Genomic DNA, 17,271 nt, shown 5'->3' with positions numbered 1-17,271 from the left:
TTGTCTCTTTTGTGTATGAATTTTCATTTTCTGAAAAATAACCTATAATCCGAATATCCGAATACTTTGCCCGGATCTACGTTTTCAATTAACCCCAATCCTTCTTCTAATACGAAAGAAGCCATTTCATGAAGCATAACAGATGCTTCTGCATCATTGGATAAATCAGCAGGCGATTGCCAACCTGCTTCGTAAAGCTCAGACAATTGCGCTTGGATAGGCTGTCCTTCATCGATAGCATCCAGTAAAAAAATCGCCATATTGTCGCTGATTTCTTCCCGAATGACCCCTGAACGAAACCCGATCATTCCAACCAGTCTACAATTGATGCCAGTTTCTTCTTTCACTTCCCTAACTGCCGCTTGATCAATAGTTTCATCGCCTTGTACAAATCCTGCCGGAAGTGACCATTTTCCGTGAAGTCCCCCGTATCTTTTTTTAACGACCAGCCATTGGCCACTGGAATTCACGACCAGCCCTGCGGCCCCAAGCCAGACATTGCCGCGTTTTGAACGTGCCACCAACAATCTCCCCCTTTACTTGAAATTCAGAATGAGCCATTAAGCACTGAATGCCTGTAGTCAATATTTTCGAATCTACAAAAAAAGCTCCCCGCGAAGGGAGCTTGGATCGAATCTTTACAGAACGTTGAATTTACCTTTTTTCATTACCAGCTTTGGTCCACCGATCATGAACAACGCACGGTTATCAATCATTTTCTTCATAAATGAAGCTCTTTTGCCTGTCACTTTTTTGCCGAATACAACACCGATAGCATCATCTTCACCAAGCGAACAAACAGTTCCTTTTAGATCTGGAACGAATTCAACAGTAGTATCACCGCTGATCAAAGCTTTCAAGTTTTTCGCAACATTTTCACCTTGTTGCATAGCGATTTGTGCAGTTGGAGGATATGGACGGTTTGTCTCTTCGTTGATCATCAATGCGCAATCTCCGATGATGAAGACATCGTCGAATCCTGGAGCACGCAAATCTTTGTCAACTTTCACACGAGCACGCATATTTTCGATTGGAGTCGCCTCAATCAAACGGTTTCCGCGAACGCCTGCAGCCCATACAACAGTACCAGCTTTGATGAATTCAAACTCATCGTCGCCTTTTTTGATTTTAACGCCTTCTGGAGTTGCTTCTACAACCGGCGTACCAATTGAGAATTCAATTCCTTTGGACTCTAAATGGCCTACTGCATAATTGACCAATTCCGGATCGAAACCTGGCAATACCATTGGTGCAGCTTCTACACAGACGACACGAACTTTTTCGCGCGGGACATCGTATTCTTTGCACAATTCAGGTACACGGTTAGCCAATTCCCCTAGGAATTCGATTCCAGTGAATCCAGCTCCACCTACAATAATCGTTAGGCGGCTGTCATCTTTAACCGGTTCTGCAGACCATGTAGCGAATTGGAATTCAATGTGCTCACGGATATAACGTGCAGCTTTAACGTTAGCAATTGAAAGTGCATATTTATCAAGGCCTTCGATTCCGAAAGTTTCTCCTTCAAAACCAAGTGCAATAACGATATAGTCGTATGTAAACTCGCCGTTATCTGTAGAAACTTTTTTGCCAACTACATCAATAGCTTCGACAGTAGCTTGGACGAACTTCACTTTCACACCATCGATCACGTCTTTGATATCGTAACGCACCTGCTCTGGAAGCAATGTTCCTGCAGCTGCCTCATGAAGCCATGTGCTTTCATAATGGTATTCGTTTTTGTTGATCAAAGTAATATCTACAGCATCTGTGCCAAACTCTTTTTGCAGGTTCACTACAGTAGTCAATCCACCATAACCTGCTCCTAATACTAATATTGACGGTCTTTTCAACACAATCGCAACCACCTTCAAGTCATTTTTTCATCGTATATTCACTAAGAGTCCTACTCCTGTTATACCGATAAACACCTATACACTATACTAGACCTTTTACAGCATGATTTCAACTGGTGACTGTAATTTATCGCTGTTTTTCCACAACAAAAAAGCCGGTTTGTGACCGACTTTCAACAGTTTTCCGGTGTCCCCGCTTTTTTGGCTGTTCGGAACGAAGTTCCGCAGCCGCATGAAGCGATGGCATTCGGATTTTCAATTGTAAATCCTCCACCCATCAAGGACTGTTTGTAATCAACAACCGTACCTTGGAGAATAGGTGCATCTTCTTTTGCAACCAAAATCGGGATTCCAAATTGCTCATACAGATCATCAGCGTCACTCTGAGTTTTTTCAAACCCCATACCGTATGTCAGTCCGCTGCATCCGCCGCCTTTGACTGCAACACGCAAAAAGGATCCTTCTTCTTCGTTATGGCGCATCATTTCTTTTACTTGAAATGAGGCCGCTTCTGTAATTTCTACTACTTCTGTCAATGAAATCACCTTCCTATATGGGTTATCATAGCAATTGTTTCCATTACTATTCAAGCTGTCCGCCTTGAAACGCTTGAACAAATCGGAAATCGATAAAAAGACTGCCTAGAGAGATTATATAATACAAAAAAAGGGACCCATTAAGGTCCCTTGGCATTAAAATACTTGTTCTACTTCTACGATGCCAGGAACTTCTTCCACTAACGCGCGTTCAATCCCTGCTTTTAATGTAATTGTCGAACTTGGGCAGCTGCCGCATGCACCGAGCAGACGAAGTTTTACGATACCATCTTCTACATCAACAAGTTCGCAGTCTCCCCCGTCACGCAAAAGGAATGGACGTAATTTATCTAAGACTTCCATTACTTGATCTTCAATCAAAGCTTCAGTCATTTATATCGACTCCTTTCATTATAATCATTATAATGTGATTAGAGAGAAAAAGCCACTAATGAATTCATAGGAGGTTCAAAATTATGCAGAAAGAAATATCCATCGAAGTCTACGGAACCGAAGTTATTTGTGCCAGCTGTGTCAATGCACCGTCTTCAATCGATACGTACGAATGGCTGGAAGCCGCCATCTCAAGAAAATACAAGGATCAGCCATTTTCAATTACCTACATTGATATTGAGAAACCCATTGAACTCGACCACCAGAAAGATTATGCCCAGCGCATATTGGATGACGAATTCTTTTATCCATTGGTATTGGTTGAAGGGGAAGTTGTCGGGGAAGGCTATGTTCAGTTGAAGCCTGTCTACCGTGAACTTGAAAAACATGGATTTACTGAAGCCAATGAAAAAAGCGCTCAATCATGAGCGCTTTTTTTCATTATCCATTATGCCATTTATACATCCACAATACGCCGGACTTCATTAATCGGGCGATGCGGCCTGTAACTGTGCGATCAGCCAAATAAGCGAAGCCTTGTTTTTTGCCCAAAGAGCCAAGGAATCCTTTAAGTTTGATTTCAGGCATGGTTTCAGGCAATGGTTCACCTTTCCAAGTCGCTTTCAAGATCTTCACAATTTGTTCAGCCTGTTCTTCCGCCAATTGGGCTGAAGGTGCCATCGGCAATGCGGCACAATCCCCGACAACATAGACATGTTCATCATTCGGCAGCTGATGATATTGGTTGATGACGATCCGTCCGCTATTGTCGCTCTCAAGACCAAGGTCACGGACCGGCTTGACTGGTTGGATTCCCGCTGTCCAAACAACAGCATCAACTGGAATCGTCTCTTCATGGTTATAAAGAAGGTTCGGTTCAACTTTTGTGATGTTGGAGTTTGATACTACATCAACGTTGTGGTTCTCGAACCATTTTTTCACAAAGTTACTCAAGCGTTCAGGGAAATCACGCAAGATCCGAGGACTGCGGTCGAACAACTTAATCTTCAAATCGCTTCGGCTTTCACGCAATTCGCTGGCAAGCTCGATTCCGCTGAGCCCCGCTCCAACAACACCGACTACAGCGCCTGATGGAAGACCAAGCAATGCTTGGTAAGTGGCACGGGATTTGCCGATCGTCTGAATGCTGAAAGTGAACTCATCCGCTCCCGGCACGCTATGGTATTTGTCCTCGCAACCGAGTCCGATCACCAAATCGTCATAGGCAACGCGTTCGCCGCTTTCCATGAAAATGCATTTTTCCTGCAGGCCAATTTCCAGGATTTCGCCATTTACCACTGTCAGCCGCTCATGTTCCGGGAAAGGAACACGGACTTCATGGTCTGCTTCTGTTCCAGCAGCCAATGCATAAAACTCGGTCTTCATGCTATGGAATGGTGTCCGGTCAATTAAAATGATTTCTGTATCCCGAGGAAGGTTGGTTGGCAATAAACGAAGCAAAATCCGCATATTGCCGTAACCGCCTCCAAGTAAGACTAGTTTTCGCATAAAAATCTCCTTTAATTTTCGTCTGTCGCATCAATTTCTCAAATATGAGTATAGCTGATTGTGATAACTTTCACAATGCTTTTACTAGAAATCAATTAATTGACTCCAGCTGCGAAAAAAGGTAGGATTTCGTTGTAGTGAGGTGACCTAGAATGAAACCGATTGTAGAATTTTGCATCAGCAATATTGCCAATGGCGCACAAGATTCTTTTGAAAAACTCGAACGGGATCCCAATCTCGACGTTTTGGAATACGGCTGTTTAAGCTATTGCACAAAATGTTCCGAGTCTCTTTATGCCCTGGTTAACGGAGAGATTGTTGAAGCGGACTCTCCAGATGAACTGACGAAAAAAGTCTATGAATTCATAGAGGAGAACCCTTTGTTTTAAGCCGTTGAAAAACGGCTTTTTTGCTGCCTTGAAAGCTGTCAAAGCCAGCGGCATCCATAGCAGGAAGTTCGGGAAAATATAAGACTGCCTTAATTTATATCTCCCAAAATCCAAGATTTTCAATCGCAAAGTTTGGAGGCTTTTCTTTTCTCAGCACTTCCTCCATCCGGCTGACACCGGTATTGACATGGACCGTGTCGATCCCAAAACGAATACCCGCCTGGATATCCGTATCGTAGTTATCGCCGACCATCACCATATCCTGTTTGTCGAAACCGAACTCCAGCTGAATGGCTTCCAGCATATGCATCTCCGGTTTTCCGATATAAACGGGATCTACTCCAGTCGAAGCGGCTACCAAAGTTGTGAATGCCCCATTTCCGGGCAGTAACCCTTTTTCAGAAGGAAAAGCCATATCCTGATTGGTCGATAAAAAGACTGCCCCATTCCGAATTTGCAGGCAGGCTGTTGCCAGCTTGTCGTACGTAATATTGCGGTCAATCCCCATCAGCACGATTCCCGCCTGATCGCCTACCCGCGTCAAACCTTCCTGGCGCAATGCTTGATCCAAACCATCTGAACCGATCATATAGACTGTATCTCCGGCATACCAGCGTTTGATGTATTTTGCTGCAGCAATCGCAGAGGAAATGATCTGTTCTTTTTTTGCCCGGATTCCGAAGCCAGCCATTTTGTCTTTTAGCTGCTGTTGCGTCATGGATGCATTATTTGTAACAAAAAAAGGCTCTACACCTTTTTCCTGCAGCCGTTCGACAAAACCTGCCGCTTCTTCAACCGCTTCCGATCCACGAAAAATTGTCCCATCCAAATCAAGGCAATAAGCTTGATACGTTTTAATTGCCATCCTTCGTCTCCGGTATAAATGCTGAAACAGGCCCCAGTTCATGAACCAGGTAATGTTCGACTTTCGGGCCAAATGCTTTCAACGATTCCATGTTTTCATCGATTGCATTCGTAATGGCCTGGTGATCAACTTTCATAAATTGCCGCACCAGCATTTTCCGCAATGTAATAACCTGCTTCAGCGGTTGATCCATTTCTTCTGTAATCACTTTTTCGTCCACCAATATATCGATAATATCATCGTAGCTTCCAGGGTCGCGCATGATAAATCCATCAATCATGGAGTTGCCGACATCAATAATCGACTCGATGAGGTTCGCTCCAATCCGTTCCAATGCCAGCTGGTCGCCGAACGAAGTCCACTGTTCTTGGCTTTCGTAATGCTTCAATAAAGAATTCATATACTGAATCGTTTCAGTGATATTGTTGCGGTCAATAAAATACATAAAAAACCCTCCAATAGGCGTTTAAAAATCTTTCATTTCTACTTTAATCATATCATATTGCATGAAAAAACCCCCGGCGGATTATATGTCCGCTTCGGGAGCCTGCTGTTCTGATTCTTCAATCGGCATTACCGCTTTACCGGTTTTCCGGATAACGAAATAGGCGCAGCCAAAATTGCAGTATTCATAGAGATAATCCTGCAGTGTACTGATTTTCGTATCATAGGTTGCTTTGTGGTTAGTGTCTTCGAAAAAGCCCTTTAACCGCAATTGGCCGTAACCCCAATCCCCCAGGATATAATCGTATTTCGAAAGAATTTCGCTATAGCGGGCAGTTAATGCCTCTTCTTTGAAACCTTCCCGGTAATCGATCAGTATTTCATAGTTCAACTGTTCCAGTGTAATCATTTTCCTCACCATCCATTAGCTGTTTATAGCAGCTGCTTGCTCTTCTCCGAGTCGCTGACGCTCTTTAGCAGCTGCATTGACTTGCTCATCCGCATGATAGCTGCTTCGCACCAGAGGGCCTGCCTGGCAATGCGAGAACCCTTTGGCCATCGCAATTTCCCAAAATTCCTTGAATTCCTTCGGCGAATAATATTTCTGTACATTCAAATGTTTTTTTGTGGGCTGTAAGTATTGGCCAATCGTCATGATATCCACATCGTTAGCACGGAGATCGTCCATGACTTCAATGATCTCTTCCTTGGTCTCCCCTAAACCGATCATCAAAGATGATTTTGTTGGAATATCCGGATGCAATTCTTTCGAACGCTTCAGCAATTCCAGTGACCGGTCATATTTGGCTCGTGCTCTGACTCTTGGCGTCAAACGGCGCACAGTTTCTATATTGTGGTTCAAAATATCCGGTTTAGCATCCATCAGCCGTTCCAGATTTTCATAGATTCCACCCATATCAGATGGCAGGACTTCAACAGTTGTAAATGGGTTGGCTCGTTTAATCGCACGTATTGTCTCTGCAAACACAGCAGAGCCGCCATCTTTCAAATCGTCACGTGCGACTGCCGTGATGACCGCATGTTTCAGGTTCATCATTTTTACAGAAGCGGCTACCCGTTCCGGCTCCTGAAGATCCAACTCATTCGGCAACCCGGTTTTCACTGCACAAAAACGGCATGCTCTTGTACAGACGGCACCGAGGATCATGAACGTAGCGGTTCTCCGCGTTCCCCAGCATTCATGGATATTCGGACACCTTGCTTCTTCACAGACTGTGTTCAAGTTATTTTCTCGCATCATTTTCTTCAAATCGGTATAGTTTTCATTGGTATTGAGTTTAATCTTTAACCAATCGGGCTTTCTAAGATGTTCCTGCTTTGTTGACACGCACATCGTCCCCTATCTATCTGATTTATGGATGGAATCCGATTCTATTCCAAATGTATCATAAAGGCATGTTCCTCACAAGCTCACCTACTGCCATGAAAGCATAAAGAAACCCGGAAACTAGGAGTTTCCGGGCCTTTAAATTAAACGTTATTTGCAGCATCTCTTGCTTTATTCTTTTTGCTGCTTCTAACTGCATGAATGATGCTAGCAGCTAAGCCACCCCAAATGATGACCATCCCAATAATCATGACGACAATCGAACTTACTGTCATATGAAGCTCCCCCTTTTAATTGCGCTCGTCATATTCGCCTTGTTCTTTATGCCATTTACCGATAGAGAAGAGGATTCCAAAGATCAATGCAGCTGCAGCAACAGCCACACCACCTGCTAAGGTGAACATATCGGAATATCCTTCGTAATTTCCGGTTTCCGTTTCAAACTCTTTCAGGATATTCAGTTTCAAAAGTCCAAACATCATATAACCCAGAACGATTGGCGTAATGATTCCTAAGCTGAATTTCCACCAGGCGCCAAGTCGGATATCCGAGATTTCGTTGGCATGGCCTTTGAGAAGATCCGCTTTGCGGAAGACCCAAACAACCAGCACAACTTCCACTAATCCGATTGCTGCAACCCCAAATTGGTTAATGAAGTAATCTGCCAGATCCAGGAAGTACAATCCACCTTGTGTCGCAAACAGAATCGAAATCAAAGCAGCAAGTCCGCCTCCGAATAACACCGCTTTGTTACGGGAAATTCCAAATTTCTCAGAGAATCCAGCGACATAAGTTTCAGTAATTGATATTAATGAAGTCAAACCCGCAAGTGTCAGAGACAAGAAGAACAGAGTCCCGAACAAGCCATTGAATCCTGGAAACTCATTGATGATCTGTGGAAAAACCACAAAAGCAAGACCGACGCCTGCAGTTGCGACATCACCTACAGCGACGCCCTGCTGAGCAGCCATAAATCCAAGAGCTGCAAATATTCCAATCCCTGCTAATAATTCAAAAGCAGAGTTGGCGAATCCTGTGATAAATGCATTATTTGTGATATCTGATTTTTTCGGAAGATAACTTGAGTATGTGATCATGATAGCGAATGCTACTGATAAACTGAAGAAAATATGCCCATAGGCCGCTACCCAAACCGTCGGATTCAGTATGGCATCAAAATCTGGTTGGAAGAAGGCTTCCAATCCTGTCAATGCGCCATCCAATGTGACCGCTCGAATTACAACAGCAAGGAAAATGACCACCAATGTCGGAATGAAAATCCGGTTGGCCAGTTCAATTCCTTTTTTAACACCTGCCAGCAGAATCCCCAATGTAATGATCCACACCAATGCCAATGGAATGAATACACCCCAGACAATTCCGCCGGTCTGTCCCGGTTGAACTGTCAGCTGTAAAAAATCATTGAACAGGAAATCTTGTGTATCCGTACCCCATGCCTGATTGAAAGAAAATATAGTATAGCGCATTGCCCAGGCGATGATTACAGCATAATATACAGATATGATAAAGGACACAAAGACAGCCCACCATCCCATCCATTCCAACTTCTTGCCGCCCATTCTAAAGAATGACAACGGTGCTGACCCGCGATACTTATGGCCAATGGTAAATTCAAGTATAAGAATCGGTATCCCTGCAGTCAACAATGCAAATAGATACGGTATGAAAAATGCACCCCCGCCATTTTCATACGCAACATACGGAAAACGCCATATGTTCCCAAGACCTACTGCAGAGCCGACGGCAGCCATGATAAAGCCGGCACGTGTACCCCATTGCGAACGTTCCATCTCTCTTCCCCCTTTGTTTTCTCCCATTTTATTTACATAAAAATAGGAATTTTGATTATTTTCAGATTATTAGTTAATCTAGAAATAGTATACCGAGAGGCTCCTTTAATGTAAAGATGAAATCAAAATATTTTCTAAAAAAACTATTGCAGCAAAAGTAAAAAGGCAGAGAATAAGCTTCTCTGCCTTCTTTTACTTAAGCATTTTGTTGTTTTTCAATAATAGTTGTCCGTCGTGACCAGACAATGAATAACACTGCCAGCACCAAAGCCACTGTTCCTAATGACAGCAGCAAAGAACCGGTCAAACCTATGACAATATACCCTATTGCAGCAATGACTGCAGCTGTTAATGCATACGGTATCTGCGTTAAGACATGGTCCATGTGATTGCTCCCCGCTCCAGTTGAAGACAAAATCGTCGTATCGGAAATAGGTGAACAATGATCTCCAAACACAGCTCCCGCCAAGACTGCGGATAGCGCCGGCAGCAGCAGCGAAGGTTCCGCTTCAATCATAATGGTTCCAGCAATCGGCAACAGGATGCCGAATGAACCCCATGAAGTTCCTGTTGAGAAAGCCATGATTCCTGCGAGAACAAATAATAAGACTGGGAGAATTGAAGTTGGAATATTGCCATCAGAAACCACACCCGCTAGATAAGCGCCAGTTTCAAGAGAACCGATCAAAGAAGTCAAAGACCAGGCAAAGACTAAAATGAGTACGGCTCCTATCATTGATTTAAGGCCAGCCCAGATGCCTTTTCCAATCCATCCAACAGTAGCTGTTTCGTTCTTTTTCATCTGCAGAACATATAGAATGATCGACGTCAATGCACCCAAAATTCCGCCTGCTAACAGGGAAGCGGGAACATCGGTATTTTCAAAAATCAACCAAATATCGAAAACATGTCCAGCATTCTGATAACCCGTCCAGATCATCGCGCCTACAGTACCGACAATCAACAATAGAATTGGAAGCAATAGGTCTCTTACATGTCCATAAGAATGCGAAGGGAACTCTTCTTTCATTTCACCCGGTATGGTTTTCTTAGGGTCAAAAAGCTGTCCCTTTGTAATTGCCAGCACTTCGTGTTTCTTCATTTCCCCGAAATCCACATCCCGGATAGCTACAAAGAAAACAATCGCCAACGAAGCAACTACATAGAAATTCATCGGTGCCATCCACAGGAAGGCTTCTAAAGCGGAATATTCCACAAAAGTCTGGCCAGCCAAGATCGTAGCAACAATCCCTATGATTGCAGCTCCCCAACTTGAAACTGGCGAGATTACACAAACTGGCGCTGCAGTCGAATCGATGAAATAGGCAAGTTTCGCACGTGAAACTTTGTAGCGGTCGGTGATTGGGCGTGCAACCTGTCCGACAGCCAAAGCATTGAAATAATCATCGATAAAGATGACGATGCCTAAAACCACTGTAAGGACTTTTGCGCCTCTTCTTGACTTGATGCGTGTCGAAGCCCACTCAGCAAAGGCATGGCTGCCGCCGGATAAGCTGACGAATGCGGTGATGATGCCAAGCAATAAAAGAAAAAGAATGATAAAGACATTATAAGCGTTAAAGCCTTCGTCCCAAAAAATGATCGTAAATGATTTGACAAGCTCCTGTAAAGCATCAATTGGTGCAAACCAAGTCAAAATTACGGCTGCCGCGACAATACCTGTCCCCAGTGACAACAGGACACGGCGTGTCAATAACACCATAACGATTGCAATAATCGGCGGCAAAATCGAAAAAATCGTATTCTCCATGAAAACTCCTCCTTATTTTTTGATGGGTGAAAAATGAGACAAAAAAGGCCGACCTCTCCAGTTGGATCAGTCAGCCTTCTACAATTCGTCTGTGCGATACACATCAAACAACCCTGTAGCCCTCCATTTACGCTTCCGCCTAAATGACAGTATCATTCTTGTTCAGAATGATCCCAATCCAATTTCCGGAGACCCCAGAAAATCGATTTCGGCAAAACTTCCTTTCAGATGCGGTCAACGCGGTCAAACTCGCACATCCTACTGATCAGCTCTGCAGCCTCTACCCACCAATATATATTTCTTTGTTAGCATAGCCCAAAATACTGACAAAATCAAATGCCTTTTTAGTCTGAACATTCCTTCTACTTAAGGGCTTTGCTGTGAAAATACTGACTGAAAACATCCCGCAGGAACTCAGGCATGAAATACGTTTTAGGCGCTCTCTTTAAACTCGGGAAAAAATAACCGAATGTCAACATATCCAACGTCACCAGTTTATAGATTTGGTCATGCATCGCCAGCTGTCCATTGATATAAAAATGGTGATCAGTTATCTCCATATTCATATGAAGCATCTTCCCAAAAACCACACCACGGAATCCCATTCCTTTTAATTCAAGCTGTGGCCATTCCGCATTCAGCGATTGCAGGTAGATTTCTTTCAACTCCGCTCCACTCAGTTCGACAAGACACGGATTGATCGGATGTGGCAGCATTTTATGGAAATCATAGCGAGTCAGAGCACCTTTCGGCATATCTTGCATAAAAATTCCAGCATTAAAAAGCGCACAGTCTGCTTCCGTAAATTCGATCAATGCCTGTCCGAATAATAGACCCATCTCGGAGTCTTTAAACCACTCTGCTTTTAAGCTTTTCGTGCTGTGGAAGACCAGTTCCCCCAATTGCAGTTTTCCCTGCTCGACCAGGAATTCATCAAATCCTTCCTCCACTTTTCTTAGTTGGGAAGTCTCGATCAGTTGTGCAGAAGATTTCTCAAACTGCTCCTCTACAGTGACATGGCCGATATAAAAACCAAACTTACCAGCAGCCCCCATCAGCGTATTTCCTTGCCACTTCCCGTCATGAAAAATATGATGGGTATGAGCACCTAAAATAAGGTGGATCTGTGGACAAAGCTCGGCTAATAATTCATCTTCCTTAACACCAAGATGAGACAGGCAGACGATTAGATCCACTTCGTTTTCAATTTCCTTTACTGCTTCTATAATCGATTGTTTTGCATCGGTGATCTTCCAGCCAAGTTTCTGATAAAAGGGGGTGAATTCTGCAGTCGCTCCCACCAGTCCGATGCGTGTGCCATTTTTTGTATGAATAACGTGGAAAGGCTTTGCCCAATCCGGCCGGCGCCCTTGCAAGTCAAATAAATTCGATACCACTACCTCAAAATCCGCTTCAACATATAAATTATTGAGTTCGTCCTTGGACAAGGTGATGCCTTCATTATTGCCGATAGTAACGGCATCGTAATGCACTTCGTTAAGCAAAAGCACATTACCCTGGCCAGCTGTTCCTTCCGTATACGGATGCGAGCGATCAACGTGGTCACCAATATCCAGAATCAAACAAACATCGCCAGCCTCTTCATGCCAGCTTTTCCGCTCAGCGAGAAAAGACTTGATGCGCGGCCAATTCTTGAAATGGCTATGCAAATCATTGGTATGGTAAATATGAATGGTTTCGCTCATGAAAACACCTCTTTAAGAACTAAATATTCCTTCGTAAATCGATCGAAGCCCCAGAACCAGGAGCACTAGACGTAAAATAATGACCAACGTTTCGGAGTTAAGGTGTTTGTTTAGCCGAGCTCCGAGTTTCGCACCAATGTATGCACCTGGGACTACTGCCGCTGTGTAGATCCATGGCACATGCCCCAATGAGATGTGAGTGATGGAATTGATGATGGCTGATAAAAAGACCATGAACATCGATGTTCCGATCGCCACATGAGGCGGAAACAAAAACAATAGAATCATGGCAGGGACAATGATGGATCCTCCACCGATTCCGAAAAGCCCTGAAGCAAACCCCACAAAAAAGGTCAGCAGCAAAGCAAACCAAATAGGGTAACCATATATATATTCTTTCTGCTGCTTATCTATAAAAGTCGTCTGGCGGCCGTTATCAACAAACCAATGGACTTCCTTTAAATGATCTCTAATCAATAAAAGCAAAGAGAGCAGGACCAAAAGAATGCCGAAATAAAGATTGAATGAAGGAAGATCCAGGTTTTTATTGACAAAAGCACCGATTACCGTTCCCGGCGCACTGCCCGCAAAGAAAATGATACCACTTTTGTAATCGACCGTTCCGACTTTCATATAAGCCAAGGTTGAAGACAGACCAGTGAAAATCATCATAATAACGGATAAGCCAACAATTTGTTGAGGAGATAATTCAGGGAAAAAAGCAAAGCCTGTTCCAAGAAATAATAGTGCCGGAACCAGAATGACGCCTCCCCCTAAACCAATCAAAGCGCCTACGATACCGGAAACGATTCCGACAAGCGCCATGACGATAAAAACCATCAAAATTCACCTTCAAACAGATCCATTTGTTTCGGCGAAAGGCCTTCAAATGCCAAACCATTCATTTCCTGAAACTGTTTGGCGTCGCCTGCCGCATGACCTCCCGAATTATTATTGAAGATGACATAAACATTTTCTGTGGTGTCGGATAAAGCCTTTACGGCGCGGCTTATTTCTTCTAATTCTTTTTGATTGTAATCATAGAGATAGCGTACTTCACGCCATTTTTGGCCGTGCCCCGGATTGAGCCAGCCGTGCACATTACGGCCGTGAAGACGCAGCAAGACTTTGTCTTGACGTGTAGACACTGGAACAAGGGGAATGGAACCATCCCCTGCCTGTGGTTCATCACAGACTGAATGGATCAGATGGTTTTCTCGCAGAAACTCCAATGTCTTTTCGCTCATCCCTTCAGCATACCAGGATTGGTGGCGGAACTCGATAGCCATATCAAATTCCTTCAGTCGCTCCGTTATTTCACGAAGCTGGTCGACATTTTCTTTTTGGCAGTCAAACCATGGCGGAAACTGCAACAGCACCATCGCCAGTTTACCGGCTTCTTTCAATGGACGAATGGATTTGCTGAATGCATCAAACATCTCATCGCGCGTTTCAAATGGATTCTCTCCCCGCTGGTGGCCGGTCATGCCCTGATAAGCTTTTACCACAAACTGAAATTGATCAGGAGTTTCCTCAATCCACTTGCGGATATTCCGCTCGGGCTGTACAGCATAGAAAGAGGAATCCAATTCAACGATTGGAAAATGTGCACTGTAATCAATCAATTTTTCTGTTTTCTTTGAGCCTGGGCTATAGACATCCGGATGGTCTCCCCAACCCGTCAAACCTACATAGATCATTGTCCCGCCTCCATTTTTTCGTTATTATTTTATGATAGCATAGAAAAAAACCAGCGTCTTTATAATAGATTTCTGCCGATAGATTAAGCAGAACTGAGGGAATCTATTCTTATTATTCAGTTCCCTGCTTTTGGGTATGCTACACTTTCACAAAAGACTTGGGAGGTTGATTTGATGGAAAAACAGCCTTGGGACTCCAAAGGAATTATAAATAAGTTCGAAGCTCACCGCAACATGGAAATGGCCGCACCAATGGCTGCTTATATGCGCAATCAATTTGCTTTTTTAGGCATTAAAACACCTTTGCGAAAAGCTTTATTGAATCAGCAGTTCCGCGAATTCCATTTGCCCGAACGCAGGCATTTAACCGAAGAGGTATGGAAACTTTATGAGTTGCCGGAGCGCGAGTACCAATACGCCGCCATTGCTGTGCTTGAAAAAATGAAAACGCAGCTGACTTTGGAGGACCTGCCGTTTTTACAGCAAGTGATTGAAAGCAAATCCTGGTGGGACAGCGTCGACGCCATTGCACCGCGAACTTTGGGGCATGTTATTCAAACAGAACGCGCTGCCGGAACTCTTCATATGCTTAAATGGTCAAAAGCAGAAAATATGTGGACAAACCGCGCTGCCATTCTCCATCAATTAAAATATAAGCAAGATACCGATCCTGCAGCACTCAGCCAAATCATTTTGAAGCACGCTGGTTCTTCTGAATTTTTCATTCAAAAAGCCATTGGTTGGGCATTGCGCGAGTATGCTAAAACAGATTTGGAGTGGGTTCGGACTTTCGTTTTCGAGCACTCCCTAATGCCGCTCAGTAAACGTGAAGCGTTGAAGAATATTAAATACTAAAAGCCTTCGTTTCACAGGAAATCCGTTTCTGCTGTGTCTCTTCTCTTGTTAAAAATCCCATTGGTCATGCAGAAACGCTGTTTTTGTAATGACGGAAAATATCCGAATAAGATAACTGGGCAAAAGGCTTTGCCGCTTTCTGGTCGTTCGTCGGAATTGGCAATCGTTCATATGGATTTTCCATCGTTGTGCCAAAGTTTCTGATAGAACACGAGCTGTAGTGCGGTCCAAAAAAGTTGGCAATGGCTTTCGGCAATCCGAAAAAACCCGGCACCAATGCGCCGGGTTTTTTCCTATTCACTATTTTCATCGGTTAAGAAGTTTTATCTTAATGACTTAAAATAATCCGCCTAGCCCTTTTCCGCCAATTACGGATTTAGCCGATTCGAAAAGCTCTTTCTTTTCATTTTCATCGATTTTCCCGTCTTCATATGCTTGTTTGGCTTGTTCCATGACTTCTTTCGCCTGTCCTAAATCTGCATTGCTCAGTTTTTCTTTCAATGCATCGAATGTTTGACTCATGTCCTACATTCCTCCTTTTAAATTTAAGCTCTTAGTTCCTATACCCATTCTGTAGACCCTAAAACTGAAGAATCCAGCAATCGCCTCTTATTCCCCTGAAAGAAATAAAAATAACCCTTGGCATGAACAATGTCATGCCAAGGGTTTTGGATTAATCTATTAACCGATCGAGCCTTCCATTTCGAACTTGATCAAACGGTTCATTTCAACCGCATATTCCATTGGAAGTTCTTTCGTGAATGGTTCGATAAAGCCCATTACGATCATTTCTGTTGCTTCCTGTTCAGAAACGCCACGGCTCATCAAGTAGAACAATTGCTCTTCAGATACTTTCGAAACTTTCGCTTCATGCTCCAAAGATACGTTGTCGTTCAGGATTTCATTGTATGGAATGGTATCAGAAGTAGACTGATTATCCATAATCAATGTATCACACTCGATGTTTGAACGAGCGCCATCGGCTTTGCGGCCGAAGTGCACGATTCCGCGATACGAAACTTTACCGCCTTGTTTCGAGATTGACTTCGAAACAATAGAAGAAGATGTATTAGGAGCCAAATGGATCATTTTCGCTCCAGCATCCTGATGTTGTCCTTTGCCGGCGATTGCAATCGACAACGTCATGCCGCGTGCGCCTTCGCCTTTCAAGTAAACAGCTGGGTATTTCATTGTCAATTTCGATCCGATGTTGCCATCGATCCATTCCATTGTACCGTTAGCGTCAACAAATGCACGCTTGGTCACTAGGTTATAGACGTTGTTCGCCCAGTTCTGGATGGTCGTGTAACGGCAATATGCATCTTTCTTCACAATGATTTCAACTACCGCTGAGTGAAGTGAATTCGTTGTGTAGACTGGAGCTGTACAGCCTTCCACGTAATGTACGCTTGCGCCTTCATCGACAATGATCAATGTACGTTCGAATTGACCCATGTTTTCAGAGTTGATACGGAAGTAAGCCTGTAGAGGAGATTCCACTTTGATGCCTTTAGGCACGTAGATGAAAGATCCACCAGACCATACTGCAGTATTCAATGCAGCGAATTTATTGTCAGCTGCCGGGATGACCGACTGCCAGTATTCTTTGAACAGGTCTTCGTTTTCACGAAGAGCGGCACCGGTGTCTTTAAAGACGATCCCCATATCTTCCAATTCAACTTTCATGTTGTGGTAAACCACTTCAGATTCATACTGAGCCGATACACCAGCCAAATATTTTTGCTCTGCTTCTGGAATGCCCAACTTGTCGAATGTGCGTTTGATTTCTTCAGGAACTTCATCCCAAGAAGTCTGACTTGCTTCAGATGGTTTTACGTAATACGTAATTTCATCAAAGTTCAACGAACCCAAATCTCCGCCCCATTGTGGCATCGGCATTGAATAAAACAATTTCAATGCTTTCAGACGGGATTTCAACATCCATTCCGGTTCTTCTTTGATCTTCGAAATTTCTCTTACAATATCTTCAGTAAGTCCACGTTTGGATCTGAAAACTGAAACATCCTTGTCGTGGAACCCATATTTATAATCACCGATTTCCGGCATTTTTTTCGCCATCGTCGTTCC

The 17,271-nt window shown here is 43.6% G+C and carries 20 protein-coding genes and 1 riboswitch; of the genes, 3 read left to right on the top strand and 17 right to left on the bottom strand.

The window, feature by feature from the left end:
• Positions 1 to 23: 23 nt before the first annotated feature.
• The 4 genes from QMA01_RS16220 to QMA01_RS16205 all read right to left on the bottom strand — a co-directional run bounded on the left by QMA01_RS16220 (position 24) and on the right by QMA01_RS16205 (position 2,785).
• Complete coding sequence (locus tag QMA01_RS16220; protein ID WP_191716499.1) at positions 24 to 521, bottom strand: NUDIX domain-containing protein; 498 nt, start codon at positions 519 to 521, stop codon at positions 24 to 26.
• A 117-nt stretch (positions 522 to 638) separates the two neighbouring features.
• Entirely contained in the window at positions 639 to 1,853 is a 1,215-nt protein-coding gene (locus QMA01_RS16215) for an NAD(P)/FAD-dependent oxidoreductase (protein ID WP_191716648.1), read from the bottom strand.
• Between the two features lie 176 nt (positions 1,854 to 2,029).
• On the bottom strand, positions 2,030 to 2,392 hold the full coding sequence (locus QMA01_RS16210) for a HesB/IscA family protein (protein WP_191716500.1): 363 nt from the start codon (positions 2,390 to 2,392) through the stop codon (positions 2,030 to 2,032).
• A gap of 156 nt (positions 2,393 to 2,548) precedes the next feature.
• The gene (locus tag QMA01_RS16205; RefSeq protein ID WP_142828952.1) at positions 2,549 to 2,785 is read right to left on the bottom strand and encodes a NifU family protein; all 237 of its coding nucleotides are present in this window, start codon (positions 2,783 to 2,785) and stop codon (positions 2,549 to 2,551) included.
• Positions 2,786 to 2,868: 83 nt separating this feature from the next.
• Between QMA01_RS16205 and QMA01_RS16200 the strand changes: the two genes are divergently transcribed.
• Positions 2,869 to 3,213: a YuzD family protein gene (locus tag QMA01_RS16200; RefSeq protein WP_290186678.1), complete on the top strand. Its 345-nt coding sequence runs from the start codon at positions 2,869 to 2,871 to the stop codon at positions 3,211 to 3,213.
• A 13-nt stretch (positions 3,214 to 3,226) separates the two neighbouring features.
• Here the strand turns inward: QMA01_RS16200 and QMA01_RS16195 are convergent, their stop codons facing one another.
• A complete protein-coding gene (locus QMA01_RS16195; protein ID WP_290215485.1) occupies positions 3,227 to 4,294 on the bottom strand; it encodes an NAD(P)/FAD-dependent oxidoreductase in 1,068 nt (355 codons plus the stop codon).
• 152 nt (positions 4,295 to 4,446) lie between these two features.
• On the opposite strand from QMA01_RS16195, the gene QMA01_RS16190 reads away from it, so the two are divergent.
• Complete coding sequence (locus QMA01_RS16190; protein ID WP_058385862.1) at positions 4,447 to 4,683, top strand: YuzB family protein; 237 nt, start codon at positions 4,447 to 4,449, stop codon at positions 4,681 to 4,683.
• Between the two features lie 94 nt (positions 4,684 to 4,777).
• On the opposite strand, the gene QMA01_RS16185 is transcribed toward QMA01_RS16190, so the two are convergent.
• The 10 genes from QMA01_RS16185 to QMA01_RS16140 all read right to left on the bottom strand — a co-directional run bounded on the left by QMA01_RS16185 (position 4,778) and on the right by QMA01_RS16140 (position 14,328).
• On the bottom strand, positions 4,778 to 5,548 hold the full coding sequence (locus QMA01_RS16185) for a TIGR01457 family HAD-type hydrolase (protein WP_290215483.1): 771 nt from the start codon (positions 5,546 to 5,548) through the stop codon (positions 4,778 to 4,780).
• Positions 5,538 to 5,993 (bottom strand): DUF86 domain-containing protein, encoded by a 456-nt coding sequence (locus QMA01_RS16180; RefSeq protein ID WP_290186673.1) that lies wholly within the window; start codon positions 5,991 to 5,993, stop codon positions 5,538 to 5,540. The genes QMA01_RS16185 and QMA01_RS16180 overlap by 11 nt, the downstream gene beginning before the upstream one ends.
• Positions 5,994 to 6,074: 81 nt before the next feature.
• Entirely contained in the window at positions 6,075 to 6,401 is a 327-nt protein-coding gene (locus QMA01_RS16175) for a YutD family protein (RefSeq protein ID WP_290186671.1), read from the bottom strand.
• A gap of 15 nt (positions 6,402 to 6,416) precedes the next feature.
• The gene (lipA, locus tag QMA01_RS16170; protein WP_191716506.1) at positions 6,417 to 7,340 is read right to left on the bottom strand and encodes a lipoyl synthase; all 924 of its coding nucleotides are present in this window, start codon (positions 7,338 to 7,340) and stop codon (positions 6,417 to 6,419) included.
• A 143-nt stretch (positions 7,341 to 7,483) separates the two neighbouring features.
• Complete coding sequence (locus QMA01_RS16165; RefSeq protein ID WP_191716507.1) at positions 7,484 to 7,615, bottom strand: methionine/alanine import family NSS transporter small subunit; 132 nt, start codon at positions 7,613 to 7,615, stop codon at positions 7,484 to 7,486.
• A gap of 15 nt (positions 7,616 to 7,630) precedes the next feature.
• Positions 7,631 to 9,151, bottom strand: a complete 1,521-nt coding sequence (locus QMA01_RS16160; RefSeq protein WP_191716508.1) for a sodium-dependent transporter — start codon at positions 9,149 to 9,151, stop codon at positions 7,631 to 7,633.
• A gap of 196 nt (positions 9,152 to 9,347) precedes the next feature.
• Positions 9,348 to 10,922, bottom strand: coding sequence for a Na+/H+ antiporter NhaC family protein (locus QMA01_RS16155; RefSeq protein WP_290186668.1), 1,575 nt, complete (start codon positions 10,920 to 10,922; stop codon positions 9,348 to 9,350).
• Between the two features lie 108 nt (positions 10,923 to 11,030).
• Positions 11,031 to 11,213, bottom strand: a riboswitch (Lysine riboswitch).
• Between the two features lie 71 nt (positions 11,214 to 11,284).
• Entirely contained in the window at positions 11,285 to 12,628 is a 1,344-nt protein-coding gene (locus QMA01_RS16150; protein WP_290186666.1) for a bifunctional metallophosphatase/5'-nucleotidase, read from the bottom strand.
• Between the two features lie 12 nt (positions 12,629 to 12,640).
• Positions 12,641 to 13,468, bottom strand: coding sequence for a sulfite exporter TauE/SafE family protein (locus tag QMA01_RS16145; protein ID WP_191716511.1), 828 nt, complete (start codon positions 13,466 to 13,468; stop codon positions 12,641 to 12,643).
• Complete coding sequence (locus QMA01_RS16140; RefSeq protein ID WP_290215482.1) at positions 13,468 to 14,328, bottom strand: DUF72 domain-containing protein; 861 nt, start codon at positions 14,326 to 14,328, stop codon at positions 13,468 to 13,470. Before QMA01_RS16140 ends, QMA01_RS16145 begins: the two co-directional genes overlap by 1 nt.
• 174 nt (positions 14,329 to 14,502) lie before the next feature.
• On the opposite strand from QMA01_RS16140, the gene QMA01_RS16135 reads away from it, so the two are divergent.
• Complete coding sequence (locus tag QMA01_RS16135; RefSeq protein ID WP_191716513.1) at positions 14,503 to 15,183, top strand: DNA alkylation repair protein; 681 nt, start codon at positions 14,503 to 14,505, stop codon at positions 15,181 to 15,183.
• Between the two features lie 336 nt (positions 15,184 to 15,519).
• Here QMA01_RS16135 and QMA01_RS16130 read toward each other — a convergent pair whose 3' ends face one another.
• Positions 15,520 to 15,705 carry a hypothetical protein gene (locus QMA01_RS16130; protein WP_191716514.1) on the bottom strand — a complete coding sequence of 62 codons (186 nt, stop codon included), beginning with the start codon at positions 15,703 to 15,705 and terminating at the stop codon, positions 15,520 to 15,522.
• Positions 15,706 to 15,864: 159 nt separating this feature from the next.
• Positions 15,865 to 17,262 (bottom strand): Fe-S cluster assembly protein SufB, encoded by a 1,398-nt coding sequence (gene sufB / locus QMA01_RS16125; RefSeq protein ID WP_191716515.1) that lies wholly within the window; start codon positions 17,260 to 17,262, stop codon positions 15,865 to 15,867.
• Between the last annotated feature and the right edge of the window lie 9 nt (positions 17,263 to 17,271).

Origin of the sequence: Planococcus notacanthi (genome assembly GCF_030407825.1) — a bacterium.
GTDB classification, from domain to species: domain Bacteria; phylum Bacillota; class Bacilli; order Bacillales_A; family Planococcaceae; genus Planococcus; species Planococcus notacanthi.
Note: the sequence above shows the minus strand (reverse complement) of the source record. Positions and strands in the feature narration are given on the sequence as shown.